Here is a 17,109-nt window from a genome sequence, read left to right on the forward strand (position 1 = left end):
AATGGCACGGGTTGGACGGGGTGCGTCATCCGCCGCGCCCGGGGTTTGGCCGCCTGGGGAGGTTGCGTTCTGTCAGGCATTGGCGACAAGAGATGATCTCGACTCGACAGGGCGATACGGCGCGTGCAGCCTTTCAAGCAAGATGCCGGAACCCCTACTTGTCGCGGCCGTGGGCGACATCCATGGCCGCTTCCACCGTGTGGAGACGTGGCTGGACGCGCTCGAGCAGGCTCGTGGCCGCCGGGTGGACCTGGTGCTGGCGGTGGGCGACGTCGAGGCCTTCCGCCGCGCGGATGACCACCGGCGCAAGGCCGCCAAGCGAGCCATGCCCGCCGAGTTCGCGGAATACGCGGATGGACTCCGGCAAGTGAAGCGGCCCTTGTACTTCATCGGGGGCAACAACGAGGACTTCGAGGCGCTGCACGACCTCCAGTTGGGCGGCACGCTGGCGCCGAATGTGACGTACCTGGGCCGAGCCGGGGTGCGCGAGCTGTGTGGACTGCGGGTGGCGTACCTGTCGGGCATCCACGCGCCGCGCTTCGTCGACCAGCCGCTGAAGCCACCCTCCACGCCGGACATGGTGAAGCAGGCCGGCTACTTCCGCACGCCGGAGGTCGAACAGGTGGCGGAGCTTCGTGACGTGGACCTGATGCTGGTCCACGAATGGCCGCGAGGCATCGTCCAGCGCGCGCGGGAGGAGAACCCGTCACCGCCAAGGCCGTTGCCCTCGTATTGGATTGGCAATCCCGTGACGCGGCGGCTCGTGGACACGGTGTTGCCGAAGTGGATGCTGTGCGGCCACTCGCACAAGGGCTTCGCGGTGACGCTGGAGGGCCCGGGACGTCCGGCCACCCGCATCGCCTGCCTGGACCAGGCGGCCAGGGCCCAGGAGTCCATCTTCTGGTTGGAGTACGAGGACCGTCAGGCCCTGCGCGCGGGCTGGGGCCTGTCGGGCGCCATCTCATGGACCGCCGGCCAGCGCTGGGACATGAACTCGCTGCCCCCGCTGGCCGCGGAGGGAGAGGGCGCCCCCGCGGAGTTCGGCCTGGGAGAGGCGATGCCGGCGCGGAACTAGAAGGTGCCGGAGATGCCCATCATCCGCGCGCTGGCCACGGGCGCCATGTGGATCTGCCCTGACTGGATGTTCGGCGTGGCCTCGCCCTTCCGGCCATGGAGCAGCAGGGGCACGGCGACGCCGACCGCCGAGCCGAGCAGTGCGCCGGTGGCCACGTCCGTGAGGTAGTGCTTGTCGGCGCCCATGCGCAGCAGGCCCACGGAGGTGGCCACGGGCAGGCCCACCGCCCAGAGCCACGCCTGATGCTTGTAGCCTCGCAGCGCGGCGACGGTGCCGGCGGACACCACCAGCGAGAAGGCGAGGTTGGTGTGGCCGCTGTAGAAGGACAGGTTGTTGTCGCTGGGGTGGTCGGTGAGGCCCTTCTGGTCCTCGGGCAGGATGTGGACGAAGGGGCGCTCGCGGCCGGCGATGAACTTCACCGTCTGGTTCGCCAGGGAGGCGAACACCGCGCTCTGGACGATGATGGTGGCGTCCTGGGCGAAGTAGCGAGTCGGAGCGCCCGAGCCATGGCCCATGGCGTACTGGATGCCGAGCACCCCCGCCGGCAGCGCGCCGAAGCCGACGATATTGCTCCAGTTGTGGGCCCGTTTGCGGGCGGACGGCGTCGACCCGACGATGCCGCGTCCCCAGCGGTCCAGCCGGTTGAGGCGGTCCGTCCCATCCGGCGCGCGGTCGCACCAGCGGCACTGCGCCGGGGCCAGGTTGTCCTTGAAGAACGCCTCACTGGAAATCCACAGCACGCCCGCCACGCCGGTGCTGACGCCATCCCGGGTCCAGTCGAAGCGGAGCTCATGGAGCCGCGGCTCGTCCGAGCCGTCTTGCGCGGCTGCGGGGGAGAAGGGGACGACGCTCAGCAGGACGGCAATGGCAAACGCTCGATAAGGAAGGCGCACGGGCGGCAGCATAGGGGCGCAATCCCGTCGGGTTCCAGCGAAGTCCCATGACTTCGTGCGTAGACTCGAACCCGCATGTCGTTGGAGGCGTGCCCCCTCATGCAATTGACTTCCGCGTCGGAACTGCCGCTGCGCGCCCTCTCCACGCTGTTTGCCCGCGCCTTCGAGGGCTATTTCGTCACCGTGCCGGATGCCCCCAGCCTGTTCGATGCACGCGTGCGCAGTGAGCACATCTCGCTGGAGGAGAGCCGCGTCGCGCGCGTGGACGGGGAGCCCGTGGGGCTCGTGTTGATGGCCCGCCGGGGACGGGAGAGCCGCGTGGCGGGCATGGGCGTGGTGCCCGCCTGGCGGAATCGCAAACTGGGCGGTGCCATGCTGCGCCCACTGCTGGAGGACGCGCGAGCGCGTGGCGACACCCGGATGCTTCTGGAGGTCATCGAACAGAACGCACCCGCGGTGACGCTCTACGAACGGCTGGGCTTCCAGCGCGTGCGCCGGCTGGTGGGCTTCACGGGGACGCCCGAGCCCTGGGTGGGGGCCTCCGCGCTGGAGGAAGTGGACCCGTGGGAATGCGCGCGGCTGCTTCCCGAGGGATTGCCCTGGCAACTGGCTCCCGCGACAGTCATGGGGTTGGCGTTGCCCGCGCGTGCGTTCCGGCTGGGCCCCGCGGTGGCGATGGTGGCGGATGTGTCGGCGCCCACACTGGTCGTCCGGTCCGTGGGGGTGGAGCCCTCGGCCCAGAGGCAGGGGGCTGGCCGCAGGCTCCTGGGGGCCTTGGCCGCCCGGTGGCCCGGGAAGGCGCTGGCTGTGAGCGCCGTCGTGCCGGAAGGCCCCCTGGCGCGCTTCTTCCTGGGGGCGGGATTGGGGGCGACTCCGCTCACACAGCTCGAGTTGGAGCTGCCACTGAATGTGCGCTCATGAGCCCCCGCGACTCGCTGTAAATCCGGGAGGCCCGGCGTGGATATCGATGGACTGGCCGGGAATACGCGGACAGCGGCCGGGCAGGCACGGAAATGACCTGGGCGGCGGGCCATGAATGGAGCATGAAAGTCACCCGCCCGGTCGTTCTAGAATCCGCCCCGCATGCCCTTTCGCTCTGGCCACACCCTCCACGTGTTCCCCGACGCCGGCCGGCGTCAGGCCGCGTTGCGGGCCATGGGTGACGCCAGTGGGTTGAGCGTGGGCGCGCACCTGCTGACCTGGGAGGAGATGCTGCAGGCGCTGGGCGGCGCGCGGGAGCTCAACCGGCGTCCATGCCCGGCGGTGGCGGCGCGAGCGGTGGTGGCCTCCCTGGGATTGGAGCTGGGGCCCACGCCTTTCGGCGACTATGTGCGAGAGCCCGCCTTCGCGCGCGCCGCGCTGGACGTGGTGCTGGACCTGAAGGCCGGGCGCCTGTCCGCTCGGGAGCTTCAGGACGCGGTGGAGGTCCTGCCGCAGGAGCGCAGGACGCGAATCCGCGTGATTGCGCGCCTGTACCACCTGTACGAGCAGCGGATGGCGGAGCTCTGTCTCGCGGACCGCGAGGACGTGCTGCGCGGTGCACGCGAGGCGCTGGGCCGAGGCGCGTGGCCCGTGGGGTGGGAGGGGCTGAGCACGCTCGTGCTGCACGGCGTGTACGACGTGCGGCCCTCGGGGCTGGAGTTGTTGCTGGCGTTGGCGGCGGCGTGTGAGTCACGTCGGGTGACGTTGCGCGTGGAGACGCCGGTGGGTGGCTCGCCCGTGGCGGACGCGGCGCTGACGGCGCTGTTCCGCGCCTTCGAGAACCGCGGCGATTCCATGACGCACGTGGACCTCTTCAAGGCGGACGTCACCTTCGAGGGCCGGCCTTTCATCGACCTGGGGCGCCACCTCTTTTCACCTCGGGCGCCGCGCGACGTATTGAAGGACGCGATGCCGTCCCTACGCGTGTGGAACGCGGCCACGGCCCGTGACGAGGCGCGTCTGGTGGCTCGGGACGTGCGGCGCTTGCTGGCCGAAGGCGTGGCGCCCGGCGACATCGCGGTGGCGTACCGCGAGCTGGGGCCCGAGGCCGGCTGGCTCTCAGAGTCGCTGGGGGAGCTGGGCGTGCCGGTGCGTCTTCCCTGGGGCGAGCCGCTAGGGCTCGCTGGGCCCGTGCGTCTGGCGCTGGACCTGCCGCTGCTGGTGGAGGATGGCTTCCCGGTCGAGCGCATGGCGGAGTTGATGGGCAGCCGCTATGCGCCCACCTTGTCGCGCGGTGGTCCGGACGCGCCCGCGACGCTCTTCGCCCAGGCCGCCGTGCGCGATGACCGGCTGGGCGCGGTGCGAGGCCGGGGCGCCTACGATGTGCGCTTGGACGGGCTGGCCCGGCGGCTGCTCGCGCTCAGCGGCACGCGCAAGGCGCAGGACAGCACCCGCGTCGACGCCGTGAAGCTGCTGCGTGAGCGCTGTCTGCTGTTGGTGGACGCCTGCCGCCGCATTCCCGAAGAAGGCACCGCCGCGGAGTTGCTCGCGGCGTGGTGGCAGGTGGTGGAGCGGTTGGGCCTCGTGGATTCGGAGGGCGCGTTGGCGCCGCGCGAGGAGGGTGGGTTGGGGGCGCGCGCGGTGGATGCGCGGGCTCGGGACGATGCCGCGCGCGAAGCGCTCCGCCTGCGGGTGCTGGGCCTGACGCGGATGATGAAGGCGGTGGGCGGCGGACCAAAGATGCGCCGCCGGACGTTTGGCCGTTGGCTGCGTGACGCGATGGCGGATGCGCACCTTCCTCCGCGCGGGCCCCGTGGCGCCGCCGTCGAGGTGCTCGACGTGGCCGAGTTGCCGGGCCGTTCCTTCCAGCACCTCTTCCTCGCGGGGCTGACCGAAGGCCGCTTCCCCGGGCGTGACGCACCGTCTCCGTTGCTGGCGGACGCGGAGCGCGCCGCGCTCAACAAGCATCTGGGCCGTGACGTCTTCCGGCTCACGGGCGGCGAGTTCGACGAGCGCGCGGCGTGGCGCCTCACCGAGGACCGCCTGCTGTTCGCCAGCGCACTTGCCGCCGCCGAGGCGAGCGTCAGCCTGTCCTTCGCGGTGGAGTCCGCGGGCGGTCAGGAGCAGGTGCCATCGGCGTTCCTGGAAGAGGTGCGCCGGCTCACCGCGCTGAAGTGGGAGCCGCGCTCGCTTTCTCCCATTCCACCGCTGGACGAGGTGCTCACCGAGTCCGAGCTGCGTCGCTGCGTGGCGCTGGAAGCCCTGTCCCAGCCCAAGCTGCGGGTCACCGAGCCCGACGCCGCTGCCTCGGTGCTCCGGCGCCGCTTCGCGTCCGAGGCCTGGTATGCGGGTGCGCGCGAGCTGTCCGAAGTGGAGATGGAGCGCCTGTTTTTCTTCGGCGATCCGAAAGTGCAGCCCGGCCCGTACTCCGGATCGGTGGACCTCGACACGCAGCGCGAGTCCCTGCGCGAGACGTTCCGCTTCGACATCACCCGGCCGCTCTCCGCGTCCGCGCTGGCGCGCTTCGGCAACTGCGGCTTTCAGGGCTTCCTTTCGTATGGTCTGAAGGTGGCCGAGCCGGACGTGCCGGGCGAGGAGTTCGACGCCCGGGGCCGCGGCACCTTCTGGCACAAGGTGGTGGAGGAGGTCTTCGCGGCCCTGAGGGAGAAGCAGCTGTTGGGCAAGGCGCCGGAGGAGGTTCCGGACGAGGTGCTGGACACTGCGCTCAAGGCCGCCATCAAGGATTTCGAGCGCGTGCACCACGTGGGACATCCCGAGCTGTGGAAGCTGGCGCACGAGCGGGCCCGAGCGATGGCTCGCCGCATCCTCGTGGACGAGCGACGCGGCCTGCCCTTCGACGCGATGATGCCGGAGAACTTCGAGTTCCGCTTCGGCCCGGCCGCCCGTGACGACAAGTGGAGCAACGTCGTGCTGCATGCGGGCGAGGAGCCCGTGTACTTCGAGGGCACCATCGATCGGCTCGACATGTCGGGCGGGGAGGTGGGCGTCATCGACTACAAGTCGGGTCGGCTGAACGAACGCTCGCTGAAGGAGCGGTTGCTGACGTCGGACTTCCAACTCCCGCTGTACCTCTACGCGGCGCGCGAGAGTGGCCACAAGAACGCACGACAGGCCGCGTGGTTCTCCCTGCGCACGGGCAAGGCCATCCGCCTGTCCGAGGTCATCTCCGACGCGGAGCTGGACGAGCTGCTGTCGAAGGACCCCGAGGTCCGCGCGAAGGTCGCGGAGAAGGAGGGCCTCAACCTGCCCAACGCCGTGGAGGCGCTGGTGGGCACGCTGCGGCAGGGCCAGTTCGCCGCGCGGCCGCAGGACTGCGGGACGTGTGGCTATCGCGCGGTGTGCCGGATTACGGACAGACGCGTCACGGAGGACGGTGGATGAGCGGCGAGCCGTCCCTCTTCGCGCTGGAGCGCAACCTCGCCCTGATGGCGGGCGCCGGCGCGGGCAAGACCTACAGCCTGGTCACCATGACGTTGCACCTGATGGCTGGCGCGCGCGAGGCCGGCGGGGCGGTGCGCCCGTCACGGCTGTGCATGCTCACGTTCACGGACAAGGCCGCCGCGGAGATGCGCTCACGCGTCCGCCAGCGACTGGACGCGCTGGCCCAGGGCGAGACGCGTCTGGACCAGGAAGCGGAGCTGAGAGCGTCGCTGGCGCGCCTGGACAAGCCCTTTCCCCTTCCAGATGCCTGGCGGCAACTGCGTGAGGAGCTGGGCGCGGCCACGGTGGGGACCTTCCATTCGCTGTGCGGCCAGTTGCTGCGCCGCGCGCCGCCCGCGGTGGGCATCGACCCGAACTTCGAGGTGCTGGACTCGCTGGAGGCGGCGGGGCTGGTGCAGGACGTCTGCGAGCGCGTGGTGCTGGACGCGCTGGAGGTCGGTGACGCGCAGGTCCGGGAGCTGTGCCAGGAGCTGGGCTTCTCTGGCTCGGGCTTCTCCGACGGGCTCGTGGCAGCGTTGATGTCCGTTTACGGCAAGCTGCGCGAGGAAGGGCTGCGCGCGGAGAAGGCCGCCGTGAGTGACGCCGCCGAAGCGCGCGCGGAGCTGGAGTCGTCCATCACGCAGTGCCTGGAGCTGTGCGCCGAGGCGCGGGGCTTGGATGAGAAGGGCGAGTGGAGCCGGTTGCTGGGTGGGTTGGAGCGCGCGCTCAACGGCATGACGCCGGAGAACTTCGGACAGGGCGAGCGTTTCCCCTGGCTGCGCGCATGCTTCAAGGCGGACGGCCGCAACTTCTCGCGGCTCAGCAAGGGGGCCGGGGGGCCCATTCGAGCGCTCTACTGGCGCATCTTCGGCAAGAGCGATGGCTCCGTGCCCCGGCTGGATGATGCCTGGGCCGCCTGGCGCACCGCGCCCTTCGAGGTGACGTTCCGCGAGCTGCTGACGCGCGTGGAGACGCGGCACGACACGGAGCTGTCCCGCCGCAACGTGCTGGACTTCACGTCCCTGCTGGTGAAGTCGCGCGACCTGCTCCGGGCGCACCCGGAGTTCCGCCGACAGGTGCAGGAGCGCATCGGCGCGCTGCTGGTGGACGAGTTCCAGGACACCAACCGCCTCCAGTTGGAGCTGGTGCTGCTGCTGGCGGAGCGGCGTGAAGACGGTCCGCGCGAGCTGGCGCCGGACGTGGACCTGGTGACGGCGCTGCCGCTGGAGCCCGCCTTCCTCTGCGCGGTGGGTGACCGCAAGCAGTCCATCTACGAGTTCCGTGGCGCGGACGTGTCCGTCTTCTCCGTGCTGGCGACGAAGCTGGTGGATGAGGGCGGCACGCGCGGGTTCCTCCAACACAACTACCGCTCGGTGCCCGGGCTGCTGTCGTTCTTCAACCGCGCCTTCGCGGGGGTGCTCGTCGCCGCCGATTCCGGGGCGCCTCGGCCCTTCGAGGTCATCTACGTCCCGGAGCAGGATGACCTCTCCGCAGCGAGGTCGTCGCTGACGGACGCGCCGGTGGTGGAGCGGCTGCAACTGGAAGAAGCGGACACGTCGGCGGACCTGCGCTGGCTGGACGCGGATGCGATTGCCCGCCGGCTGCGGTGCCTGCTGGCGCCAGGGGCACCGCCGTCCGTGGCGCGCGAGGATGGCGAAGGGCTGCGTCCCGCGCGAGGCGGCGATGTGGCCATGCTCTTCCGGACCTTCACGCATCTGGAGGTGTACCGGCAAAGACTCATCCGCCACGGTGTCCCGCACCGCGTGCTGCGCGGTCGCGGCTTCTATGGCGCGCAGGAGGTGCTGGACATGGCCTCGCTGCTCGCGCTGCTGGCGGATGCAGAGGATGCGTTGGCCTTCGCGGCGGTGCTGCGCTCGCCCCTGGTGGGGCTGAAGGACGCGTCGCTGTTCCTCCTGGCGGGGGACGCACCCCTGTCCTTGTCGTCACCGCGGCTGAAGGACCCGGAGGTGTTGGCGTCGTTGTCCGAGCGAGAGCGTCAACGCCTGGAGTGTTTCCTCGCCGCGCTTCCTGGCTTGCGACGCGAGCGCGACCGGCTGGGCGTGCGTGAGTTGCTGGTGTCCGCGCTGGACGTGACGGGCTACCGCGAGGCGCTCGCGGGCTCGCCCTACGCGGAGCAGGCCAGCGCCAACGTGGAGAAGTTGCTGGCGCTGGCGTCGCGCCGAGACGAGCGCGGCACGGGGGCTGCGTGGCCTTCGCGCGCGAGCTGCGGATGCTGGCGGAGAACAACCCCACGGAGGCCCAGGCGGACCTGTTGGACGCGAGCGACCCTCGCGCGGTGCAGCTCCTCACCATCCACAGCGCGAAGGGCCTGGAGTGGCCGGTGGTGGTGGTGCCCTCGATGGGCAGCCGGAGGCGTGGCACCTTGGGGCGTGTCCACTTCGAGCGCACGCACGGTATCTCCCTGCAGCCGTGGGTGCCGGACTCGCTGGATGATGACTACACCTCCAGCCGCTTCAAGGCGGTGCGCGCGGAGCTGAAGGCACGCGAGGGCGCCGAGTACCGCCGCTTGCTCTACGTCGCGCTCACGCGCGCCAAGGACATGCTGGTGCTGGCGGGCGGCGCGGAGCCACGCGGTGGCAAGGACTCCTGGTGGCACCTCATCGATGGGCGCCTGGAGGTGGACGCGGAACTGCGTGACCTGGTCGATGAGCTGGACGTCGACACGCTCCCACCACCGGCGGACCCGGAGCCGCCCGGTCCGGAGGCCCTGTTGCTCGCCGAGGCGCGCGTCGAAGCCGCGCTGCTGCGGGTGCGAGGCCAGCGTGTCGCGCAAGCGGAATCACTGGGCGCCGCGGTGGCTTCCGCGGAGGCGTTGCAGGACTTCATCGCCTGTCCTCGCCGCTTCCACTACGTGCACCGGCTGGGGCTTCGCGGTGCGCCGTGGCCCTGGGAAGTGCTGCCCCGTGGCGCGCCGCCCCTGGTGGAGCCTGACGGCTGGCTTCCCGCCGAGCATCCCGACGACCTGGTGCAGCGGCTGCTTCGCGGCGTCGACCTCCGACTCGCGGCGCCGGATGTAGACGCTTCGGAGCGGCGGGCCCACCTGGAGACGCTGCTGCGTGACGCGGGCGCGCTGCCGGACGAAGAGGGCATGGGCGAGGTGCTGCGCACCGTGGAGCGCTTCCTGACGTCGGCGTTCGCACGTGAGCTGGCGCGGGCGCCGTCACAGACAATTCACCGGAGCCTGCCGTTCATGCTTGCCCTGGAGGGCGAGGTGGGTGTCGAGGGGGCGGTGGACCTGCTGTGGGAGTCACCCCAAGGGGAGGCCGTGGTGGTGGCCTTCAAACACGGCGGGCGTCATCCGCTGGGAGCGGCCGCGTACACCTACGAGCTGGCGGCGCTGGGGCTGGTGGCTCGGCGGATGGTGCGAGAAGGGGTGCCGGTGCGGGTGGGAGTCGTCTTCCTGAAAGAGTCCCAGCCAGAGCCTGAGTGGCTGTCCGGGCCCAGGGGCCTGGAGGAGGCCGCCGGGCGGCTCGCGGGGGCAGCACGGGCCGTGGCACGCGGTGAAGCGAGGGGTGAATGGGATGGGAGGGAGAAGGCAGCCTGCCAGGCCCTGCATTGTGGCTTCGCGGAACACTGTCACCCGGCCCCCCGCGCGTGCTAAGCGGCGAGCACCATGCCGAACGTCGTCGTCATCGGAGCGCAGTGGGGAGATGAGGGGAAGGGCAAGGTCGTTGACCTGCTCACCGAGCACGCCCAGGTCGTCGTCCGCTTCCAGGGCGGCAACAACGCGGGCCACACGCTGGTGGTGGGTGGGCAGAAGACCGTCCTCCACCTGATTCCCTCGGGTATCCTCCACCCTGGGAAGACGTGTGTGATTGGCAACGGAGTGGTGGTGGATCCTGCCGTCCTCGTCGGGGAGATTGACGCGCTGAAGGTGCGCGGCTTCCTCAAGGACGACGCGCAGCTCCTCATCTCCGACAATGCCCACGTCATCTTCCCGTGGCACAAGCTGCTGGACAGCTTCCGCGAGAAGGCGCGCGGCGGCAGCGCCATTGGCACCACGGGCCGGGGCATTGGCCCCGCGTACGAGGACAAGGTGGCCCGTCGCGGCATCCGCGTGCGGGACCTGCTCAACGCGGACCGGTTGCGCACGCGCATCGAGGCCCGGCTGCCGGCGGCGCTGGACGAACTGAAGGACCTGTGCGCGCAGGCGGGCGACCCGGTGCCGCAGCTCGAGGTGCCGCAGATACTGGCGGAGTTCACCGGCCTGGGCGAGCGGCTCAAGCCCTTCGTCCACGACGCCTCGCTCTATCTGTCCGGTCAGGTGCGCCGCGGCGCCCGCATCCTCTTCGAGGGCGCGCAGGGCACGCTGCTGGACGTGGACCACGGCACCTATCCCTTCGTGACGTCCTCCAACTGCGTGGCGGGCAACGCGGCGGTGGGCTCGGGCCTGGGGCCCACGGCCATCGACAAGGTGATGGGCATCAGCAAGGCCTACACCACGCGCGTGGGCGGCGGTCCGTTTCCCACGGAGCTGCACGACGCCATCGGCGACCAGCTGCGCAAGATGGGCGACGAGTTCGGCACCACCACTGGCCGGCCCCGTCGCTGCGGGTGGCTGGACGGCGTGGTGCTACGCTATGCCTCGCGCGTCAACGGACTGTGGGGCATGGCCCTCACCAAGCTGGACGTGCTCAGCGGCCTCAAGACGCTGCAGATCTGCACCGCGTACGAACTGGACGGCCAGAAGGTGACGGAGCTGCCCGGCGACTACGAGGACCTCGCGCGCGTCAAGCCCATCTACGAGACGCTCCAGGGCTGGGACGAGCAGATCGCCGGCGTGCGGACCTTCGACGAGCTGCCGGAGAACGCCAAGCGCTACGTGCGCCGGGTGGAGGAGGTCAGCGGCGTCCCCGTGGTGTGCGTCTCCGTGGGCGCCGACCGCGGTGAGACGGTGCTGCTCCAGAACCCGTTCCGGAGCTGAGCGGAGGCGAAGGGCTGGCGTCGCTCGCGGGCGTGCTGACGCGGCCCTGGTTTTTCTGCTACGGCTTCCGAATCGATACCCCGGGAGCCGTCATGGTCGTCTTGCGCAGGTTCGTCATCGCGCTGTCCGCGGCAATGCTGCTGGGGGCCGCGGAGCCCTCCGCCGCGGCCCGGGCCGCATTCCTGCGCGGAGAGTCGGCGCTGGCGCGTGGCCGCTGGGATGACGCGGCCACCGCCTACCGCGAGGCCCTGGCCGACACGCCCGGCTATCCCGCCGCTCTCAATGGCCTGGGCAGCGTGCTCTTCCGCAAGGGGCAGGTGCAGGAGGCGCTCACGCTCTTTCGTGACGCCGCGAAGGCCGACCCCGGTTTCAAGATGGCCTGGTTCAACCTGGGCTATGCCGCGCGGAAGACGGGGGATGCGGCCACCGCGGCACAGGCCTACGAGCGCTACACCGAGCTCGAGCCCGGCGACGCGGACGGCTTCTACGGGCTGGGGGAGAGTTACCGGCAGCTTGGGCAGAAGGACAAGGCGATTCCCGCGTATCAGGCGTACATCGCCCGTGAGCAGCGCAAGGGGGAGCAGGTCTGGGTCCGCAAGGCGACCGAACACCTGAAGGCCATGGGCGCCGAGCCGCTCGCGGTGGCCACCGCGCCGGCTGCTGCGACGCCCTCGGCGGCGCCCGTTGCGGAATCCGTGACGTCCAATCCGGCGCTGGCGGCGTCGCGCATCCGTGACGGTGACGCCTTGATGAAGGAGCGCCGCTACCGCGAGGCGGCCTTCGCCTTCCTGGATGCATCTCACGCGGATGCGGGCCATGTGGAGGCCTTGTTCAAGCTGGGCAACGCCTTGGCGGTGCTGGGCTACTACGGGCAGGCGGTGGCGCAGTGGGAGCGGGCCACCGCGCTCACGAAGGACGCGGCCATCCAGCAGAGCGCGAAGGAGAACATCGACCGAGCGCGGGCGAAGATGGCGCAGGCGGGCGCTTCTCCCCAGGCCGCGGGACAGGCACCGGGCTCCGGCCCCGTGGCCGACACGACGCGCGCACTGGCGCGCCGGGCGTATGAGCAGGGCGTACAGCGCATCGCCAGCAAGGACTTCAGTGGCGCGCTGACCAGCCTCACCCAGTCCATCCAGCTCGAGCCCATGCTGGCCGTGGCCTTCGTCGCGCGAGGCAGCGCCAACATCGGCCTGCGTCGCTACGCGGAGGCCGCGGCGGACTATCAGTACGCCTTGGAGCTGGAGCCCGGCTCGGCGTCTCCGCTTTACGGACTGGCCGAATCTTTCCGCGCCATGGGCCGCATGCTGGAGGCACGCGACCTCTACGAGCGCTATGCCGCCTCCTCCTCCGCGGACGTCCGCCCCCAGCTTCAGGAGGAATCCCGACAGAAAGCGGCGCGTCTGCGTTGACCGGCAGGCAGGAAGCCTGTGGGTCGGTGGACCGTGTCAGCCCCAAGCATTAGCTTCCATGAATGACCGGGCGCGACGCGGAACCGAACGGACGGCAGGTCTTCAGACCCCGACGGGTCCTCGCAGCGGCCATGGCCGCCGCGGGCCTCCTCTGGGTTGCCGTGTTGGTGTACCTCCTCCGATTCTTCGATGAGGTCCCGCTCAAGACCTTCCTCTCAGCGGGCTTTTTCGTCCTCTTCTTCGCCGTGTCGCTCATGTACTACGGGCGCACGCACATCGTCGTGGATGCCCGGGGCTTGACCTACCGAGGCATGGTGCGGACGCGGCGCTTCACCTTCGCGGACATCCGCAAGCTCGATGTCCTGCCTGGGCCCGTGACGGTCTACGCCATCCGGGGCAAGGCGGGCCTCGTCCACTTCACCAGCTTCTTCAGGCACCATCAGCAACTCGCGCGGCTCCTCGTGGAGCGCGCGGGGCTGGGCCCCATTCCAGGCTGAGCCTCGCGTCAGCTTCCCGTCGCGAGCAGCCACGTGACGGCCACGCCCACGGAGGCCGCCACCGCGCCCAGTCCAATCAGCCACCATTCGCCGCGAGGCTTGGGCATGCTGGGAGGCTCCTCGGGCGTGGGCTCCACCGTGACTTCGGTGGAAGCAGGGCTGGCCGCGCCAGAGGGCGATTCCTGCTCGCCAGCAGGCGAGGCGGGGGCGGGGTCTCTTCCACGGCGGCCTGGAAGCGGAGCAATGAACGGCCCATTTCAATGACGTCGCCATCCGCCAGCGGAACCCGGGATTCGACGCGCTGGCCGTTGAGGAAGACGCCGTTGGGGCTGCCCAGGTCCTCCAGGGAGAATCCCCCTCACGGTGGAGGACGCGCGCATGCGTCCTGGACACGGCCCGGTCTCTTAGCCGCATCGCGACGTCGCTGCCCCGGCCGATGTCCGTCTGCGCCTCGGCGAGCGCGTGGACGCGCCCGACATCCAGTCCCGTGAGGCAGGTGAGGGTGGCCGCGCGCGACGGGGCCGGTTCATCCGTTCCCGTCAGCAGTCCCTTGAGGAGCGCCACGGTGCCCAGCCCGCGCTCACTGACGGCCTCCTGAAGCACGCGCAGTCCCATGTCGTCGGGCAGGCCGAGCGCTTCTCCGGGAATCACCAGCCTCGGGACGCCCGGGGGGACCAGCACGCCATTGACGGAGAAGGTGCGCGCGGCCTCGACCATGAGCCGCTGTGCCTCGATGCGCAGACTGAGAAGGCTCGGGGGCAGACCCTCCAGTCGGATGTGGTCATCCGGGCCGCCTCCCAGGAGGTGGATGCCATCGGAGAGCTCGAAGGGGGTGGTGGAGCCCAGGTGTTCGAATTCGAAGCGCATGGGAAAGCCCGGAAGCAACGGACCGGCCGTCCCAGGAGGCCAGGGTTCCGCGGACTTGCCGTCCATGTGCGTCCCGGGGGCGACGGGGCCGTCCGAAGCGCGAGACACCCGCGGAGGAGACGCGGGCCTGGCTCAGGCGGCGCGCGGCTTCTCGGAGGCTGGCGAGTGGCCGGCACCGGAGCCCGTTCGCGTGCCGGGATACACGGCCACGGCCGAGCCGTCCGCGACGAAGGCGGAGCTGGGCTTGCCGCGCAGGAAGGGGACGAACCTCGCGCCGTACATGCCTTCCACGTCGACATCGAGCGCGGTGGTGTCCACCTGCCACACGGACCAGCGGGGATGCTCCACGCGGTACTCCGCGCAGCCGCCGTCCCGTTGCGCGGTGTAGCCCCAGTAGTGCTCGGTGATGAACTCCGCCTCCGAGCCAGGCTCGCTGGCCTGCGGCGGACCGAGCGTCGTCGCCGCCAGGTGCTGCCACTTCCCCCCCGCCTTCCACGCATATTCGACGCGGCCAGGGGCGCCGGTGTGCGCGCCTTCCATCTCCACGACGTGCCGCATGGGCAGCGCGACATACGGCTCGTTGTAGAGCACGCGCGCCACGGTGGCGATGGCCTGTCGCGGGACGATTTCCTTCACGAACACCACGCCTCGTCGCCAGCCTTCAGGGCCGAGATGGCGCACGTAGAAGCGCAGGTTCACCTCATCGAAGTTGCGGTGGAATGGCACGGGCAGTCCCCGCACGCGCGTGTCGAGGAACCGGAAGCCCACCATGCTGGCGAAGGTCCGGCCCTGCCAGGTGTCCAGCTCCGTGTCACGAGGGACGAGGGGGCGCAGTACCTCCGGGTCCACCTCGTAGTTGAGCATGACGAGATACCGCCACTCCGCCGTGAGGAAAGGGCGCATGCCTCCGTCCTAATGCGGGGTCGTCTCCCGGCGCCACTGAGTCTGACGGCGGGCGTGCATCGCGCTCACCCCTCGCAGAAGCCGGCATTCTGCGACGGGGGAGCGCTCGCGGAGGTCAGGTGTCCGGGCTTGCTTCATGCCCCGGCACAGGTGGCTGCGTCGCTACCAGGTCGCGCCGATGTTGACGGTGCCCGCGTAGCTGCCGCCGCTGCTGAAGTTCCGGTCGCCAATCGTGACGTCGCCGGGCGGGGCGTTCGCCGCGAACTGCTGGTCCAGGAGGAAGCTGTACTGGAGCCGGGCATCAGCGGTGAAGTTGCCCATGTGGACGCGCAGGCCGCCGCCCAACGGGATGTTGCCCGCCGTGTCATCCGCGAAGGCGACCGTGGGGGCCCGCACGTTGTACCGGCTGATGCCCACGCCGCCCAGGACGTAGGGCTGCACGGGCGCGGCACCCAGGCCCAGCGTGGCCACCACGTGCGCGCCGTTGCGGACCAGGTCCGGGCCGCTCCGGGCGCCCGTCACCACGCGCTGGTCGAACTCGTTGAGGGCGCCCGAGTAGCCCAGCTCGATGCCCAGCACCTTCGTGGGCTTGATGGCCACCGTCACGCCGTAGCCCAGGCCCGGGTTGATGTCGGAGCCCAGTGCGCTCGTGTAGCCCTCGACACCGCCGCCCACCAGGAACGTCAGTCCACGCATGTCCGCGGAGGACTCCAGCCGCTCTTGTGCCATGGCGCTCCCTGCTCCCAGCACACCCACCACCGCACCCACCTTGAGTAGAGTTTTCATTCGCGCCTCCCTTGGGGCTGAACCGCTGGTTGAGGCGAGAAGATGGGAGCCACCGCTCGGCATGACAATTGCCGGGACTTCGGGGTGAGAGGGGCACGATGGTTGCCTGCTCGCCCACCTCGTGGTGAACCCATTGGACGCGAAGCCCGCTAGGATGCGCGGCCTCGATGCGTCTCCCGTCCTCCGTCCTCGCTCCGCTGCTGGCCGTCACCTGTCTTGCCACCGCCTGTCGTGATGAGCAGGCCGGGCCGCGTCAGAAGACACCTCGCATTCCCGCGCCCACGCAGCTCCGCACCCTGGACGCGGCGCCCGCGGACCTCACGTTCCGCAGCGGCGCGACGTTCGCCGGTGGCGCGGTGGTGTACCTGGGCTCCAAGGTGTCACCGGAGAAGGCCGCGCCCGGCACGCAGGTGAGGTTGGCCCATTACTTCCAAGCGGTTCGTCCGCCGCCGCAGGGCTTCGCCTTCTTCGTTCACGTCGTGGACCCGGCCAGTGGCGGCATGCTCACGAACGCGGACCATGAGGTACAGGGGGGCGCCGCGCCGCTGGCGTCATGGCCGGTGGGCAAGGTCATCGAGGACGTCCACTCGGTGCCCATGCCGGGCACGCCCGCGCGCGTGATGCTCGGCTTCTGGCGGGGAGACTCGCGGCTGCCCGTGGACGACGCCCATGCGCATGACGGCTCGCAGCGGATGTTGGGGCCTCAGTTGGGCGGGGCCGCGCAGGAGCTGCCCGAGTACTCCGTCCCGCGCGTGAGCCAGCCGCCCACCATTGACGGCGTGCTCGACGACGCGGCGTGGAAGCAGGCCAAACCGGTGGTGCTGCGCCGGAGCTTCGACGGGAGCGCCGCGCGCCAGCGCACCGAGGCGCGGCTCGTCCATGACGGCAAGTTCCTCTACGTGGCCTTCGACCTGGATGACCCGGACGTGTGGGGCACACTGCGCAAGCGCGATGACCCCATCTACGAGGAGGAGGTGGTGGAAATCTTCCTCGACGCGAACGCGGATGGTCGCACGTACAACGAGCTCCAGGTGTCACCGCACAACGTCATCTTCGACGCGTACTTCCCCGCCCGTCGGCAGGGCATGGACCGCTCCTGGGATTCAGGGATGACGTCCGCCGTGAAGGTGCGGGGCACGTTGGATGATGCCTCGGACCGCGACGAGGGCTGGTCGGTGGAGATGCAGATTCCCTTCGACCGGCTGGCCGAAGTCCCGCACATCCCGCCCCAGCCGGGTGACCGCTGGCGCTTCAACCTCTACCGGCTGGAGCACCATGACCGCCGCACGGTGGAGGGGCAGTCCTTCTCGCCCCTCTTCATCGGCGACTTCCATGCGCTGCCGCGCTTCGGTTGGCTCGTGTTCGAATAGGG

The 17,109-nt window shown here is 70.3% G+C and carries 11 protein-coding genes and 1 pseudogene; 8 read left to right on the forward strand and 4 right to left on the reverse strand.

Going from position 1 to position 17,109, the window contains the following annotated elements; genetic code table 11:
* The first annotated feature begins 142 nt into the window (after positions 1–142).
* Positions 143–1,075, forward strand: coding sequence for a metallophosphoesterase (locus QEG98_RS13640; protein WP_090489204.1), 933 nt, complete (start codon positions 143–145; stop codon positions 1,073–1,075).
* Here the strand turns inward: QEG98_RS13640 and QEG98_RS13645 are convergent.
* On the reverse strand, positions 1,072–1,980 hold the full coding sequence (locus tag QEG98_RS13645) for a phosphatase PAP2 family protein (RefSeq protein ID WP_316567024.1): 909 nt from the start codon (positions 1,978–1,980) through the stop codon (positions 1,072–1,074). The two genes, QEG98_RS13640 and QEG98_RS13645, sit on opposite strands and share 4 nt — an antisense overlap.
* Positions 1,981–2,067: 87 nt before the next feature.
* Here QEG98_RS13645 and QEG98_RS13650 point away from each other — a divergent pair, with 87 nt between their 5' ends.
* The 6 genes and pseudogenes from QEG98_RS13650 (at position 2,068) to QEG98_RS13675 (ending at position 13,181) form a co-directional block, all read left to right on the forward strand.
* Positions 2,068–2,889 carry a GNAT family N-acetyltransferase gene (locus tag QEG98_RS13650; RefSeq protein ID WP_316567025.1) on the forward strand — a complete coding sequence of 274 codons (822 nt, stop codon included), beginning with the start codon at positions 2,068–2,070 and terminating at the stop codon, positions 2,887–2,889.
* A gap of 162 nt (positions 2,890–3,051) precedes the next feature.
* A complete protein-coding gene (locus tag QEG98_RS13655; RefSeq protein WP_316567026.1) occupies positions 3,052–6,291 on the forward strand; it encodes a PD-(D/E)XK nuclease family protein in 3,240 nt (1,079 codons plus the stop codon).
* A pseudogene (locus QEG98_RS13660) lies at positions 6,288–9,952 on the forward strand (UvrD-helicase domain-containing protein). Before QEG98_RS13655 ends, QEG98_RS13660 begins: the two are co-directional and overlap by 4 nt.
* A 12-nt stretch (positions 9,953–9,964) precedes the next feature.
* On the forward strand, positions 9,965–11,275 hold the full coding sequence (locus QEG98_RS13665) for an adenylosuccinate synthase (RefSeq protein ID WP_141589110.1): 1,311 nt from the start codon (positions 9,965–9,967) through the stop codon (positions 11,273–11,275).
* A gap of 32 nt (positions 11,276–11,307) precedes the next feature.
* Positions 11,308–12,684: a tetratricopeptide repeat protein gene (locus QEG98_RS13670; RefSeq protein ID WP_316567027.1), complete on the forward strand. Its 1,377-nt coding sequence runs from the start codon at positions 11,308–11,310 to the stop codon at positions 12,682–12,684.
* A gap of 62 nt (positions 12,685–12,746) precedes the next feature.
* Positions 12,747–13,181 carry a PH domain-containing protein gene (locus QEG98_RS13675; protein ID WP_141589108.1) on the forward strand — a complete coding sequence of 145 codons (435 nt, stop codon included), beginning with the start codon at positions 12,747–12,749 and terminating at the stop codon, positions 13,179–13,181.
* Between the two features lie 76 nt (positions 13,182–13,257).
* Here the strand turns inward: QEG98_RS13675 and QEG98_RS13680 are convergent, their stop codons facing one another.
* The 3 genes from QEG98_RS13680 to QEG98_RS13690 all read right to left on the reverse strand — a co-directional run bounded on the left by QEG98_RS13680 (position 13,258) and on the right by QEG98_RS13690 (position 15,737).
* Complete coding sequence (locus QEG98_RS13680) at positions 13,258–13,527, reverse strand: FHA domain-containing protein (RefSeq protein WP_316567883.1); 270 nt, start codon at positions 13,525–13,527, stop codon at positions 13,258–13,260.
* Positions 13,528–14,180: 653 nt separating this feature from the next.
* A complete protein-coding gene (locus QEG98_RS13685; protein WP_316567028.1) occupies positions 14,181–14,951 on the reverse strand; it encodes a DUF2071 domain-containing protein in 771 nt (256 codons plus the stop codon).
* Between the two features lie 162 nt (positions 14,952–15,113).
* Positions 15,114–15,737, reverse strand: a complete 624-nt coding sequence (locus QEG98_RS13690; protein ID WP_225909932.1) for a hypothetical protein — start codon at positions 15,735–15,737, stop codon at positions 15,114–15,116.
* 167 nt (positions 15,738–15,904) lie between these two features.
* Here QEG98_RS13690 and QEG98_RS13695 point away from each other — a divergent pair, with 167 nt between their 5' ends.
* A complete protein-coding gene (locus QEG98_RS13695) occupies positions 15,905–17,107 on the forward strand; it encodes a carbohydrate-binding family 9-like protein (protein WP_316567029.1) in 1,203 nt (400 codons plus the stop codon).
* Positions 17,108–17,109: the final 2 nt, after the last annotated feature.

It is taken from the genome of Myxococcus sp. MxC21-1, assembly GCF_032612255.1.
GTDB classification, from domain to species: Bacteria; Myxococcota; Myxococcia; order Myxococcales; family Myxococcaceae; genus Myxococcus; species Myxococcus virescens.

Bases quoted from the DNA above. Each gene is read 5' to 3' on its own strand.
- QEG98_RS13685 (WP_316567028.1), bottom strand. From the start codon at position 14,951: ATGCGCCCTTTCCTCACGGCGGAGTGGCGGTATCTCGTCATGCTCAAC.
- QEG98_RS13665 (WP_141589110.1), top strand. From the start codon at position 9,965: ATGCCGAACGTCGTCGTCATCGGAGCGCAGTGGGGAGATGAGGGGAAG.
- QEG98_RS13650 (WP_316567025.1), top strand. From the start codon at position 2,068: ATGCAATTGACTTCCGCGTCGGAACTGCCGCTGCGCGCCCTCTCCACG.
- QEG98_RS13655 (WP_316567026.1), top strand. From the start codon at position 3,052: ATGCCCTTTCGCTCTGGCCACACCCTCCACGTGTTCCCCGACGCCGGC.
- QEG98_RS13675 (WP_141589108.1), top strand. From the start codon at position 12,747: ATGACCGGGCGCGACGCGGAACCGAACGGACGGCAGGTCTTCAGACCC.
- QEG98_RS13695 (WP_316567029.1), top strand. From the start codon at position 15,905: ATGCGTCTCCCGTCCTCCGTCCTCGCTCCGCTGCTGGCCGTCACCTGT.
- QEG98_RS13690 (WP_225909932.1), bottom strand. From the start codon at position 15,737: ATGAAAACTCTACTCAAGGTGGGTGCGGTGGTGGGTGTGCTGGGAGCA.
- QEG98_RS13640 (WP_090489204.1), top strand. From the start codon at position 143: ATGCCGGAACCCCTACTTGTCGCGGCCGTGGGCGACATCCATGGCCGC.
- QEG98_RS13645 (WP_316567024.1), bottom strand. From the start codon at position 1,980: ATGCTGCCGCCCGTGCGCCTTCCTTATCGAGCGTTTGCCATTGCCGTC.